Source organism: Paenibacillus sp. E194 (assembly GCF_000935845.1).
GTDB classification, from domain to species: Bacteria; Bacillota; Bacilli; order Paenibacillales; family Paenibacillaceae; genus Paenibacillus_B; species Paenibacillus_B alvei_B.
The window spans coordinates 41,136-55,283 of record NZ_JMDX01000004.1 but is presented as its reverse complement, the minus strand read 5'-3'; the positions used below and the strand labels follow the sequence as shown (position 1 = coordinate 55,283).

Annotated in this window: 10 protein-coding genes and 1 riboswitch; of the genes, 7 read left to right on the top strand and 3 right to left on the bottom strand. The window is 46.2% G+C overall.

Translation table 11 applies throughout. From position 1 onward, the window contains the following. The first annotated feature begins 254 nt into the window (after window positions 1–254). Together AZ66_RS01235 and AZ66_RS01230 are read left to right on the top strand one after the other, a co-directional pair. Window positions 255–5,234: a SpaA isopeptide-forming pilin-related protein gene (locus tag AZ66_RS01235; RefSeq protein ID WP_052648332.1), complete on the top strand. Its 4,980-nt coding sequence runs from the start codon at window positions 255–257 to the stop codon at window positions 5,232–5,234. A gap of 129 nt (window positions 5,235–5,363) precedes the next feature. Continuing rightward, window positions 5,364–5,454, top strand: a riboswitch (cyclic di-GMP riboswitch). A gap of 128 nt (window positions 5,455–5,582) precedes the next feature. Then, window positions 5,583–6,641, top strand: a complete 1,059-nt coding sequence (locus AZ66_RS01230) for a CAP domain-containing protein (protein ID WP_044353254.1) — start codon at window positions 5,583–5,585, stop codon at window positions 6,639–6,641. 72 nt (window positions 6,642–6,713) lie between these two features. Here the strand turns inward: AZ66_RS01230 and AZ66_RS01225 are convergent, their stop codons facing one another. The 3 genes from AZ66_RS01225 to AZ66_RS01215 all read right to left on the bottom strand — a co-directional run bounded on the left by AZ66_RS01225 (window position 6,714) and on the right by AZ66_RS01215 (window position 8,810). Continuing rightward, window positions 6,714–7,331: a class D sortase gene (locus AZ66_RS01225; RefSeq protein WP_231586683.1), complete on the bottom strand. Its 618-nt coding sequence runs from the start codon at window positions 7,329–7,331 to the stop codon at window positions 6,714–6,716. Window positions 7,332–7,519: 188 nt separating this feature from the next. Continuing rightward, window positions 7,520–8,452, bottom strand: a complete 933-nt coding sequence (locus tag AZ66_RS01220) for an NAD(P)/FAD-dependent oxidoreductase (protein ID WP_044353250.1) — start codon at window positions 8,450–8,452, stop codon at window positions 7,520–7,522. A 70-nt stretch (window positions 8,453–8,522) separates the two neighbouring features. Next, complete coding sequence (locus AZ66_RS01215) at window positions 8,523–8,810, bottom strand: alpha/beta-type small acid-soluble spore protein (RefSeq protein ID WP_028533490.1); 288 nt, start codon at window positions 8,808–8,810, stop codon at window positions 8,523–8,525. Window positions 8,811–8,976: 166 nt separating this feature from the next. Here AZ66_RS01215 and AZ66_RS01210 point away from each other — a divergent pair, with 166 nt between their 5' ends. The 5 genes from AZ66_RS01210 to AZ66_RS01190 all read left to right on the top strand — a co-directional run bounded on the left by AZ66_RS01210 (window position 8,977) and on the right by AZ66_RS01190 (window position 14,148). Further along, on the top strand, window positions 8,977–10,089 hold the full coding sequence (locus tag AZ66_RS01210) for an SGNH/GDSL hydrolase family protein (protein WP_044353249.1): 1,113 nt from the start codon (window positions 8,977–8,979) through the stop codon (window positions 10,087–10,089). Window positions 10,090–10,300: 211 nt separating this feature from the next. Next, window positions 10,301–11,059: a glycosyltransferase family 2 protein gene (locus AZ66_RS01205; protein ID WP_044353248.1), complete on the top strand. Its 759-nt coding sequence runs from the start codon at window positions 10,301–10,303 to the stop codon at window positions 11,057–11,059. Between the two features lie 4 nt (window positions 11,060–11,063). Next, on the top strand, window positions 11,064–11,837 hold the full coding sequence (rfbF, locus tag AZ66_RS01200) for a glucose-1-phosphate cytidylyltransferase (protein ID WP_044353246.1): 774 nt from the start codon (window positions 11,064–11,066) through the stop codon (window positions 11,835–11,837). Further along, complete coding sequence (rfbG, locus tag AZ66_RS01195; protein WP_044353273.1) at window positions 11,834–12,922, top strand: CDP-glucose 4,6-dehydratase; 1,089 nt, start codon at window positions 11,834–11,836, stop codon at window positions 12,920–12,922. The genes rfbF and rfbG overlap by 4 nt, the downstream gene beginning before the upstream one ends. Further along, window positions 12,919–14,148 carry a class I SAM-dependent methyltransferase gene (locus AZ66_RS01190; RefSeq protein WP_044353244.1) on the top strand — a complete coding sequence of 410 codons (1,230 nt, stop codon included), beginning with the start codon at window positions 12,919–12,921 and terminating at the stop codon, window positions 14,146–14,148. The genes rfbG and AZ66_RS01190 overlap by 4 nt, the downstream gene beginning before the upstream one ends.

Genomic DNA, 14,148 nt, shown 5'->3' with positions numbered 1-14,148 from the left:
TTGATCGTAAAGGGGGAAGATTAAGGAGAGGTCGATCGTACGTTTAAATTTCGTTTAAAGAGTGAACCGCGCATGTTTCAGTTTTTGTTCAGAATCATGGATTATTGTGTAAGTAGACTCTCGCCTAATCGTTGAAACAGAAGCAGCCTATACATAAACGCTGGTAAGGAAGGGAGGAGCTGCACTTTATTAACCGATTACGGGAAATGAAGTTGAAGCTCGAACTAAAGCTGAAGAGGTGAATGTTACGAGACATGAAAGAACGTAGAAAGACCTTATATGTATTTTTAGTAATTGCGTTGCTATTAAATCTTGTGTTCCCACCTACTATGGTGAGTGCATTTGATGGATTGCTATATGATAGCTCTAATAGTCTGGCGCAGAGTGTGACAGATGCAACTTACGGCATTGCCCCTAGTGTGACGAAGGCAACTTATGGGGAGATCAAGGAAAATATTATTACGAAAGTAACCATAAAGGATAAGGCAGGTAACAATATTACCAAAGTCCGCCCTGATATCGGCGATAAGGTACAAATCATTTTTGATTGGAAGCTCGATGATGGACATAAGTATGGAAATGGTTCGACATTCAAGTTCAAATTACCTGATCAATTTGGAGTGGATCGGGAGTTAGTTGGTGAACTTGAAGGAGGAAGCGGAACTGTAGGTACTTACGTTGTAACGAAAAATGGTGAAGTGACATTCACCTTTAATGATGAAATCGATAATGGTCAAGGTTTGAACGGTTTCTTCGAAGTTTGGCGAGAATTCGACGAAAGCAAATTCGATGGAGGAACGAAGCAAGAAATCAAGTTTGATGATATCGGATTTTCCTTCATCATTAACTTCAAAAGTAAAAATGAAAGCAATATGACCAAATCTGGCTCACCAGATAAGACGAGAAATCCGAAAAATATCAATTGGAATATCGAAATGAATCGAAACAGTGAAAAAATGATAAATGCAGTATTGGAAGATGAGTTTCCAAATGGCTTAGTATTAGACAAATCCTCCATCAAAATATACGAAATCAACGTTCGTCGTGATGGTGGTGAAGCGATAAAGGGAGCCGATGTTACTAGCAAGTTTACGATAAATCCTGAAGATTCCAAATTTAGTATTGCATTTGGCGATATCGATCAGGCTTATCGAGTTGAGTATGCAACGATAATTACTGACTTGTCTGGCTATAAAGATGGACCTGACTATCGAACGAAATCATTTAAAAATTCAGCGAAGCTGACAGGAGATACGCTTCCCAAGCCTTATGAAGTTACAAAAGAAGTGGAAATTACATTCAGCAAACCGTTGAACAAGAAATCCGTTCATTACGATTCTAGTACACAGACGATTACATGGACAATTGAGTACAACTATAATGAGCGAACCATTGATCAAAAGGATGCGTGGATCAAGGATATCTTTGATCAGAGTAATTCTCAAAAGCTGGATGAAACATCGTTTGTCGTTAAAGAGATGACAATCAAGGATTCAGGCGCAGCTGTGGAGAAATCGATCCCTGCACTTGAACAAGGGAAAGATTACATCGTCGTACCAACAACGGACGGTTTTGAGTTGAAATTCAACAAATCGATTAGCAGTGCCTATAAAATTGAATACAAAACGAAATCTGTTAACCGCGTGTACGACAGCACAGAGGTTACAAATAGTGTGGAAATACATGATGGTACAACAGAAGTTGGAAAACAACCGATTGTTCAGGTCATTTTCAGCAAATCTGACGGTGTTGTTGATTTTAAGAATAAAGAGGTTACTTGGACATTAACAATTAACTCGGATAGTAAAGAAATGAATAAAGTTAAAATTGAAGACACGTTCAGTACGGATGTATTTGATTTTGTACCAAGCAGCGTTGTAATTGAAGAGGCTGGTACACAGAAGAAGCTGGTAGCAGGGAAAGATTACACCGTAACAAAGACAGCTGCAGGCTTTGAAATTCTCATCGAGAATATCAAAACAAAGCATAAGATCTCATATGTAACAAAGTTTGATCCTAATAAATTCACAAAGGAAGAAATCAACACGGCAAAACTTGTGGATTGGAATGAAAAAGATCCTCAGGTTCCTTATATCAAAGTAACTGGAAAAGCGAAACCGGATAAATATACGGTTACAAATGGAGACAAAACAGGCAGCTACAATGCGATAACAAAAGTGATCACATGGCAAATTGACTTCAATTACAATTTAAATGAGATTAAGGAGGCAGTCGTTAAGGACTTCTACACAGAGGGGCAAGATTTTGTAACGGGTTCCTTGAAGGTGTATGAATTAAATCTTAATGGCGGAGAAAATGACGTTAAGCAAGGAACGGAGATCTCCGATTATACGTTCCAAAATGTGAGTGAAAACGGTCTAGACGGTATCGTCATTACCTTCACGAAGAAGCCGATCAATACGGCATATCGTATTACGTATGATACTAGTTTGAAAGGTAAACAGGTATATAAAACTTATAAGAATAATGCAAAAATGTATGATATGGGCGATGCCGGGAAGAAAGTATTCGAGAAGTCGGCAGAAGTTCCACCGGCATTTGGCGGAGAGTATGTATCCAAGAAAGGCGAGCAAGGGAAAGGTGAAAAATCTGATCTTGCATTATGGAAAGTTTCCATTAACCGAAGCCAGTCCTTTATTGACAAAGGTGCGGTTCTAACAGATACCTTATCAAAGGGTCACACATTGGATCAAAAATCGATTAAGCTCTATAAGCTAGGAGCGGGAGAGGCAGGAGCACAGACTGGCGGGACACTGGTTGAGCCTCTGGACAGTGTAGCGAAGCTTGAATTTAACGGGCAAACCTTCACACTTACGTACCTTGACAGTCTGGAAACATCGTACCGAATGGAGTATCAATCCTATATTGATGCTAATGACGGTGATGTCATTACCAATGATGTGTCTTTTAAGGGGCAGACAGTTGGTCAAGGTAACAAAGAGGCACAAATTCAGGTGAGTCTCTCTGGAGCTGGAGGGGGAGCAAACCCTTCAGGACGCGGTAAATTAATTATTAAAAAAGTAGATGCAAACAATGAAAAAATCACGCTACCAGGAGTTGAATTTGAACTCTATGATCAATCGGGAACTGTCTTACTAGAAAAATTGGTTACTGATAAGAATGGTGAGGCAACTTTTACAGATAAGAGATTTAGAAAATATAAGCTCAAAGAAGTAGAAGCGCCAAAAGGATATTTTATTCAAGGTGATGGTTGGAGCTCTGTTTCGTTCAAAAAAGACGAGCAAATAGAAGTCATCAAAAACACGAAAGGCGTATGGGAATTCGAGTTGACCAAGGTCGATGCGGATTATCCATCCAAGGGGCTGCAGGGCGCCATCTTCAAGCTTCAATTAAAGGATGAACATGACGTGTATCAGGATGTTCCTGGTAGAACGGATGAGCAGACGGATAAAAACGGGAAGCTTAGGCTGAAAGATCTCCAACCCGGAGGCAAATACCAACTTATTGAGGTAAAGGCTCCTGAGGGATATAAGTTGGATTCAAATCCAAAGCCGATTCAATTTGATATTAAAAAGGATCAGACAACACTAGCAACGCGTACGGTTGAGAACACACCACTTCCTGGCTCCATTACTGTAACGAAGAAAGATGCAGCTAGCGGTGCGTTGCTCTCTGGTGCGGAATTTGTCCTTAAAGATGCGAAAGGAAATATCATTGCCGCGAAGCAAACTGTTGCAGATGGTATCCTGAACTTCGACAATTTAAAGAGCGGCACCTACTATGTAGTAGAAAAGACAGCGCCAGAAGGGTATGTGCTCAATACTCAGCCGATTACAGTTGAAGTCAAGAACGGAACGGACACACCGGTTACCGTCTTGAACAAACTGGTTCCAGGATCGGTGAAAATCATTAAAGTGGCGGCAGGCACGAATACTACACTCCCTGGTGCAGAATTCCGTATCCTTGATGCACATAAGCAGCCAGCCAAGGATCAAACAGGCAAAGAATTGACACAGTTGGTAACGGATGAACATGGCCAATTAATCATTACCAATCTGAATCCAGGCCAATACTTCGCGCAAGAAACGAAGGCACCGGTAGGGTATGTGTTGAACGGTGATTTATTTGAATTCACAGTAAGCAAGAAGGCAGTAGCTGAAGTGAAGGTACCGAATACACGTGAGCCTGAAGTGCCTAAGACCGGAACTGCTAAGTTGGTTAAAGTTGATGCGGCCAATGAAGAAAGGAAATTGCCAGGTGCGGAGTTCCGTTTGCTGGATGCGAATAAGCAGCCAGTCAAGGATCAAGCAGGCTTGGAATTGCCGCTGCTAATCACGAATGAGCATGGCGAAGTCACGATTCCGAACCTGAATCCGGGCAAGTATTATGCAGAAGAAACAAAGGCGCCAGTCGGATATGTGTTGAACTTGGAAATAATCGAGTTTGATGTGAACGCTGGCAAGGAAGCAGTAGTCATGATACGTAATACACTTGATTTACCGCCGACGGGTTCAGTGAAGGTGATTAAGATTGCATATGAGAATAAAGAGAAAAAGCTGTCTGGTGCTAAGTTCCGCCTTCTGGATGAGGAGAAGCAACTGGTTAAAAATGAGGCAGGAGCAGAGCTTCCAATCCTGACGACGGATACGAACGGAGAAGCATTCCTTCCAGCCTTGAAGCCGGGTAAATACTTCTTCGAAGAAACTGAGGCGCCGAGCGGCTATATTCGCAATACTACATGGATTGGGTTCGAAATTACGGGAGGACAGTTGACTGTCGTTACGGTTGAGAATGTCCGTTATACCGATGGAGGGGGCAAGACGGATCCTTACAAACCGTGGGAGCCAAGCAAGCCAGGCGACAAGACACCTCCCAAGACAGATCCGAACATTCCAACGATCCCTGGGCAGATCGTCGATCCTACAGATCCAAAGACGCCAACAAATCCTGGAACGACGACTGACCCTGATCGACCAACTGTACCTGGTGAGACAACTGATCCAGATACAGAAGATACGACGGAGCCGGGCGGAAACAAGGGCAATCCAGACGGTGACAAGGATGATGAAGGAAGTCCGGATGATGCAGATCTAGGAGCCAAGACGGATTCGAAGAAGCCGAATCCTAAACCGGGCGGCAAGCTGCCGCAAACTGGTGAAGAAGCGCCTGTATCGCCAATCGTCGGTATGATTCTAATTACTGCCGCAGCACTCATGTGGATTGCTCGGAAGCGATTATTTGTAAGACGTTGATGTGATGAACCGCCAAGGAGAGTTCCTTGGCGGGCATCCTACTATTCTGTCCACATACAGAAGATTACAATCGTTCAGGTGTGTACAAGCAGTTCTGTTGCATGTTACCATAGACATATAACGGTTACATTTGGATAATGGCAAACCCTCGCGAAAGCAGGGGACGCAAAGCCACGGGTCTAATGCATTTACACAATGCGATGACAGCCGGGTTGCCCTAATTGCGACAATACGAGCGTCTATTTAAGTGCGCCGCCATTAGGGTGGCGCTTTTTTGTATATACAAGAAGCGCCCCTGGTGTTCATCTCATTCGAGCGGATAACGTCAAAGAATGGGAGATGGTAAGAATGGGGACACGTTGTATGGCAACAACTGACAACAACGCAAACTGGCAAGTAGAAGAAAAACAATCATTAGTAGGCACCAAGCGACGAATTGCAATAGGGCTTAGTGCTGCATTGCTGTTCGGCATGTTCATGCCACAGCCAACTCTCTATGCAGCGGATGCAACAAGCGGAAGTGGGGCTGCTGCATCAGAATTGAATGCGCCACAGGCGGCAGGAGTCAAGGTTCTGGGCATTTCGCTCGGTATGAGTGAGAAGCAGCTCTTCGAGCGACTGGGACAACCAACACGCAAAGACTTAAGCGAGTACGGGTTCGAGTGGTACATTTATAACAAGGACTATAAGCAATATGTGCAGGTCGGTGTGCTCAACAAGAAAGTTGTAGCCCTATACTCGAATGCTAAGGCTGATTATGGCAGCATTGGATTTGGTTCGACGAAGCAGGAAGTCGCAGTAGCCTACGGGTCTTCTATCAGCCGAATTAAGAAAGGGAATACCATCTACAATTACAAGGATAACGGCGGAACATACAGTATGCACAAGATGGGCGACGCTTATGCGACGGTGTTCTATGATTTGAATCAGCGCGGTACAGTAACAGCTGTCCAATTCATTGCTGAAGCTGTGGAATTGTCGTTCAAGGGCTACTTCGGAACGCCTAGCGAGCAATTGCGGACAAGCTTCGAACATCAAATATTCGATTTAACGAACGCGGTTCGCGTACGCAATGGCAAGAAGCCGCTGCAATGGAACGATAAGATCGCGGGAACAGCACGCGAGCATAGCGGTGATATGGGAGTAAGAAGCTTCTTCGATCATAATAACCCGGATGGCAAGTCGCCGTTCGATCGAATAAAGGCAGACGGAATCATATATAAGTCCGCAGGAGAGAATATTGCCGCTGGCCAGACGAGTGCTATCTTCGTTCATGAGAACTGGATGAACTCGGAAGGGCACCGTGCTAACATATTAGGGGATTATTCGCGGATGGGTGTAGGCGTATTTTTCGGAGGTAAATCGAAAGTCTACTACACGGAAAACTTCTATACACCACGAAGCTAGCAGGCCGTGGTAAAAAGACGCCTTCAATCCCACAGAAACAGTGGTGTTGGAGGCGTCTTTGATTGATGCGGCTTAAGGAGTCTTCTCCATGACAGCCTTCACAATAAGTCGGTGTGTGGCTGTGTCGATTGGATCACAGGTGATGAGTGTCAGCTCCCGGTCTGTTGGATTCTGATCGAGAACGGACAGGTCTTCTGGGGTCACGACGGATTTCGATTGCACGGTATACGTGTAGGTCTGATCTGATGTTTCTAATTGAACTTTATCGCCTTTTTTCAACTCATCGAGCCTGTTGAAGTGTCTGCCGAATGTCAGACTGCGATGGCTCGCCAATACAAAGTTGCCAATCTCGCCTGGCATTCGGCCGGGGACAACGATTCCACTTCCAACCTTGAGAGAAGCAGGTGTGGCTCCTTCTACCATAGGTTCTCGCAGATCGATTTTGTCGATCGATATTGCCCCATATACTAGGAGACCGTCAATGGATTTAGGCTCCCGTTTTTTTGGTGTGGTTGAATCGGTTTGTGTCTTGGAGATTACTTGAATGCTGTCTTGCGGCAAGTTGTCCCACTCAGTAAGGAGACGAAGCTCTCTTTGTTGTTCGTTGTATTGATTCCACTTCGGATATAGGATAAGAGCTAACCCAGCAAGGAGAAACAATAGAGCCGTGAAACCAAGCAGTCTGGACATGATTTGATTCTTCTTCGTAATAAGAGGCACCCCCTTAACGCACTATGTCTGTGCCTCTATTGTACCGTATGTAGCAATATGTTTTCCATAACTCACCATGATGGTAGGTGCGATTTCGTAGGGAATCGGATAGCAGCAGTGAAACTCAAATGCAGCAATCGGATGCTGGAAGGTGGCATTGGCAAAATCTAAGGTGATGAGGATCCTTCTTTAGAGGAAGCCTGTTGACGGATTGCTTTATGCATCCAAATGGCAGCTTGTGAACCTTCCGCCATCGCAATCGTAACCTGTTCCGAATGCACACATACATCTCCTGCTGCCCATACGTTGGGGACATTGGTCATTTTCGTACGTGGATCCACCATAATGTGTTTATTTTCATGACGTTCTATCCCAAGCTGCTCTGCGAGGGAGGACTTCACCTCATTGCCTCCGAAGGCAACAAATCCACGCTCTCCATCAATGATCCTTCCATCGGAAAGTCTCACGCCACGGAAGACACCTTCTGCCTCACATACTACTTCTTCAATCTGTGCTTTAATTACTTCAATTCGCTGAGCGTCCAATTGGTGCATTTGATCAGCAGACAAGGGCTTCTGCTCGTGATTCACATAGACGACGTCACGGGTCCAATACAATAGCGTTAGTGCCATATCAGCTCCTGTAGTGCCAGAACCAAGCACAATGGTTCGCCGACCGCTCACTTCATAACCATCGCAATCAGGGCACACATACACCGTAAGGCCTAGGCAAGGCATGAGATTGGGCAAGGATGGAAGCCGATCCACGATTCCAGTGGCGAGCAGGAGTGTACTTGCTGTGAAGAGGCCATTCTCTGTTGTCGTCACGGTGAAGCCACGCTCGCCATTAGGTGCGAGACTCGTCACGGTATCATCAAGCAGATGTATGCCTAACGACGTGGCCTGCTGTTTACCCAAAAGACGAAGCTCAGTACCGGACACTCCCTCAGGCCATCCGAGCACATTATGGTAGGAACGGCATATCGTCGATCTGCCATAACCACTATCAATCACCAGCACGCGGTGTCGATACCTCCCCAGCTGAATGGCAGCTTGCAGTCCGGCAATGCCGCCACCAATAATAATGCTCTCATAGCACATAAGCAGACACTCCTACCCTTGCTGAATGATTATTTCTTGAAATAATGCCTGGCATGCCAAACAAGAGATCTTACTTCCCCTGCTGCTTCGTTAAATTCTCCTGAGCAAGGCGAATCATCTCCCGCACCATCGAGCCGCCGATTCGTCCGCCAACGCGGCCTGCATCTTCCGTTGACAACTGTCCATTGTACCCTTCTTGCAACGGCACACCCAGTTCCTTAGCTACCTCATATTTGACATCATTCGGCCGGTTCGGATCTACTGCAAATCCTTCGCGGCGCATGACCTCGGCTTTAAAAGCATTGACGCTGTTCTCGGCACCTGTAACAAGCAGCTTTCGACGACTTCTTCGGGACATAACCGTGTTCCTCCTGTGTCTTCAAAATAGTTACTCTTCATACATTCCCCCTCCCAATCGAAATTATGTAAGAAGTGAAGAGGAGTAGGAATATACTATGGAGAATTAATCCAGTGAATAAGCAATCTGTTTGGGTAAGCGCACCACATTCGAGAGGAGCTTGCAAATGGATTCGGAATATCAAGATGTACAAGTGGAGGAAGCAGAGTTAACGGTGGAGCAGCAGAGGACGGATACATCCGATGTGTTCTGGTATTCGCCGCTTGAAGCGCCGTTCGCAATTGCTGGATTACACTGGCTGTCTACGGAGGGGAAATATCGACGGCTCCCCATCTCTCCAGAACACAAGATTCCAGAGGGGGTCGACTGGCTGGCGAATCATACAGCAGGTGGTCAGATCCGCTTCGTGACGGATTCTTCGAAGTTGTTCCTACGGGTAAAGTTATCTGGCCCTCACGATATGTATCATATGTCGGCGACGGGGCAGTGCGGCTTCGATTGTTATGTGGAAGCGGATGGACATCTCCACTACCGAAGCACGACGGCAGGATGGAATCCTAGAGATTCTGAATATGAGTCTGTCCTATTTTTCCGAGATAAGGCAGAGAAGAGGCTTGTAGTTCTGAACTTCCCGCTGTATCAAGGGGTAGAGGAGATTATGGTCGGGTTGAAAAGGGAGGCCATCGTGGAGTCCCCGCCTGCTTATGAGGATCCAGGCAAGGTTATTGTTTACGGAACCTCCATCACCCAAGGGGCATGCGCCATGCGTCCTGGAATGTGTTACACGAACATTCTTAGTCGAAGAATCAATCGTGAATTTATTAACTTAGGCTTTTCTGGTCATGGAAAAGGAGAGGCCGAGCTGGCTCATATTATTGCATCTATATCCGATCCGGCTTGTCTTATTCTGGACTACGAAGCGAACAGCGTCTCTCCAGAACGGTATGCGGAGACACTGCCGCGATTCGTACGGATTTATCGTGAAGCGCATCCAGAAGTTCCGATTCTTATATTATCGAGACTCGCATTCTCCTTCACACGCTTCGATGAGGAGGACTCCAGACTGCATCAAGTACGCAAGCACATGCAGATGACGTTAGTGGAATCCTTGCGGCAAGCAGGGGATCGTCATATCTACTTCTGTGATGGTGAACAGCTTCTTCCACAGCATGCTCTTGAATGCTTCGTGGACGGCACTCATCCTACCGATCTAGGGTTTGTGCAGATGGCAGATGGACTGGAGCCTGTGCTGCGAGAAATACTGGCAAGAAAATCTTAACATAGCTTTAACAATAAGCAGGGAACTAGTTGCATACGGAATGATTCAGAGGTGGTCCAACCAAGGGCCGCCTCTTTTTGTCGTATTAGCGTTGTTGGAAGAAGCAGAACCAGACAATTGCGATGAAAAAAGGTATGTATGTAGGAACGATTATGAGAGGCTTCTATTATTTGAGATTCATATAGTAATAGGAAAAGGAGGTATGGAAGACATGAGAACCGTAATCTCTCACTTCTACAATGAGGAATATTTACTGCCGTGGTGGTTGAAGCATCATGCTTCACTTTTTGATCATGGAATTCTCATCAACCGAGGCTCGACGGATCGCTCTGTTGAAATTTGCAGACAATTGGTTCCCCATTGGGAGGTTCGAGATTCCAAAGTCCCTACATTTGACGCAGAACAGGTTGATATAGAGGTCATGGAAATCGAGGAAGAGTGCATGGGCTGGAAAATGGCGTTGAATACAACGGAATTTCTTTGCTTCCCTGATAAAAATAAGTTCTTTTCTTCGCTGGATGAGATGGGCAGCAGTATGTACACTATTCGTACGATTATGCTAATTGATGACCCTAACTACGGCTATGATGAACCGGATCCAGCCAAGCCTTTAGTAGAGCAGCGCCATCATGGTTTTATTTTGCCTGATACCGGCCGATTCATTCATAAGTACCCTCGGGGTAATTATGCTCCAGGAAGACACTTCTCTTCCCATCCGTTTATCGATTACCCCTTCAATGATAATCCGTATCCAGCCATTGTTATCAAGTTCTTCTATAGCCCATGGACAGAGGAAACACGGCTTCGAAAGTTACAGATTGGACCAACCCTTTCGGAAGGCAGTATTTATCGAAGCATGGGGCTACAGCATCTCGTTACCCGCGAAGAATTAGAGCGAAGATATAACAGTTATGTGAACCAAGCGACCGATTTAAGTCATCATCCTGGTTATCAGCGTCTATGGAGGTGAGCTGTTGAAGGCGGTCATACTTGCAGGCGGATACGGAACGAGAATCGGTGAGGAGACTCAGGTCAAGCCAAAGCCGATGATCGAGATTGGTCCCCAGCCGATACTGTGGCACATTATGAAGCTGTACAGCCATTATGGAATTCGTGAGTTTATCATTTGTCTGGGGTACAAGGGGCACGCGATAAAAGAATATTTCATCCATTACTATATGCGACATACGGATTTTACGTTAGATATGGGTAGTAACACTGTTGACTATCATGGGGACAATGCTGTTCCGTGGAAGGTTACACTAATCGATACTGGTGAGGGGACAGAAACGGGAGGACGGATTAAGCGAGTTCAAGCGTATGTTGGCGACTCTACCTTTTGCCTCACCTATGGAGATGGAGTTAGTAATGTAAATATTGCTGAATTGATTGCGTATCATCAATCCCATGGCAAATATGCGACAGTAACGGCAGTTCAACCCCCAGGAAGATTCGGTTCGCTTGCCTTGGCGCAGCAGCAGGTCATCGATTTTACAGAGAAGCCTGCAGGGGATGGCGGCTGGATAAATGGAGGCTTCTTTGTATTGGAGCCTGACGTGTTTCCATATATTCTTGACGATGCTGCCGTATGGGAGACGGATGTCTTAACCAAACTAGCACGCCAGCGGCAGCTTATGGCTTATGAGCATCATGGCTTCTGGCACCCGATGGACACAATGCGGGATAAGAAGAAATTGGTTGACTTGTGGGACCGGGGACAAGCGCCATGGAAGGTGTGGCAGGCATGATTAATGAAGCTTTTTGGCAGGGAAAGAAGGTTCTTGTTACGGGACATACGGGCTTCAAGGGATCCTGGTTGACGATGTGGCTGTCCATGTTGGGTGCGGAGGTTGTCGGATATGCCTTATCACCGAGTACGAAGCCGAATCTGTACGATGCTGCGGATATTCAAGCAGTGTGTAGGGAGTCCATTATCGGAGATGTGAATGATTATTCGGCTCTGCTGAAGGTGATGTCGGAGTACGAGCCGGAGATTGTGTTCCATTTGGCTGCACAGCCGCTCGTACAAACGTCCTATGAACATCCGGTAAGCACCTTTCACACGAATGCCATGGGAACGGTGTATCTGCTGGAGGCGGTTCGTCATACAGCTAGCGTTCGTACTGTAATCAATGTAACGAGCGACAAGTGCTATCGCAATACAGGGGAATCGGTGCTTCCATTTCGCGAAGAAGATCCGCTAGGCGGTCATGATCCTTATAGTGCAAGCAAGGCTTGTGCCGAGATCATTGCAGCAAGCTATCGGGATTCCTATTTTCGCAACGAGGATGGACAAGGGCCTAGAATGGCTTCCGTTCGGGCAGGTAACGTCATTGGCGGCGGGGATTGGACAGAATCTCGTCTTCTGCCGGATGTAATAAGAGCTTGTTCTGCCTCTGAACCACTACTTGTTCGGAACCCGAACGCGGTACGACCGTGGCAGCATGTGTTGGAGCCCGTGCACGGTTACCTGCTTCTCGCGGAGAAGCTGTGGGATCATCCGCAATACGCAGATGGATGGAACTTCGGGCCGCTGGAACAGCCAGACACAACCGTTCAAGATATCATTCAAATGGCAGCAGAGATCTGGCAGGTAGACATACAAGTGGTGCTAGAACAAGTAGCCTCTCGCTATGAATCTCCTCGACTATCTCTGGATAGCAACAAGGCTGCACAGCTATTAAACTGGCTTCCGAAGTTGTCTATCAGAGAGGCTGTGGCTTGGACGATGTCCTGGCATCAGCAGTATCGTGCAGGAATGAATGCTAGACTGCTATCAGAGCGGCAGATCGTCGATTATGTTCGCAGAGAAGGAGGAAGAGCAGGCGAATGAACTCACATTGTCGGTTATGCGGTACACAGCTTGTGCACACCTTTGTTGATTTAGGGCAATCTCCACTTGCAAATGCCTTCCTAACACCAGAGGAACTGGGGGATGCTGAACCCTATTATCCGCTCCATTCGTATGTATGTGATACTTGTTGTCTCGTACAGCTTGATCAGTTTGCGAGCCCGGCTAGTATATTCAAGCATTACTTATATTTAAGCTCCTATTCTACGAGTTGGCTGAAGCATGCAGAACAATATACAGACATGGCGATTCGCAGATTTCAACTGAACGGTGATTCACAGGTCATCGAGATTGCGAGCAATGACGGTTATTTACTGCAGTATTTCCATCAGCAGGGTATACGGACACTGGGCATAGAACCAGCAAGCAATGTGGCTCAACTTGCGAGGGATAAGGGAATTCCGACGAAGGCAGAGTTTTTCGGACAACGGCTGGCGGAAGAGCTCGTTAAGGACGAGGGGATTAGCGGGAATCTAATCGTAGCGAACAATGTGCTGGCTCACGTTCCGGACGTGCAGGATTTTGTCACTGGTCTGAAGCGGCTGCTCCATCCGGAAGGTACCATTACGATTGAATTTCCGCATGTTCTCAATCTTATTCGATTTAAGCAGTTCGATACGATTTATCATGAGCACTTTTCTTACTTCTCCTTGTTCTCGGCTCAACAGCTATTCTCCATGCACGGCCTCCAAGTAACAGATGTAGAAGAACTTTCTACACATGGGGGGTCATTGCGCTTGTATGTCATGCATGAGGACAAGGACAGATTGTCTGCAGCAGCTGTGCAAAAGGTTCTGGAACAGGAACGGCAGAACGGACTGCACGACTGGCGGGCATATACCGCATTCGCCCAGCAGGTAGAACAGATGCGGGAGGATATTGTCCGATTCATGATGGAAGCTCGCAATCAAGGCAAGCTGGTAGCAGGTTATGGGGCACCGGCGAAGGGCAATACGCTGCTAAATTATTGCGGATTCCACACGGCATGGCTTCCATTTACTGTGGATCAGAATCCATATAAGCAGGGTCTGTATTTGCCTGGTTCGCGAATTCCTATTCGCAGTCCCGAGGAGCTGAAGCGAGTACGTCCAGATTATGTGCTTATACTGCCTTGGAATTTGAAAGAAGAGATTATGGAGCAGTGCGCTTATATCCGAGAATGGGGCGGTAAGTTTGTCATCCTTGTTCCAGAGATTGAAGTGGTGTGA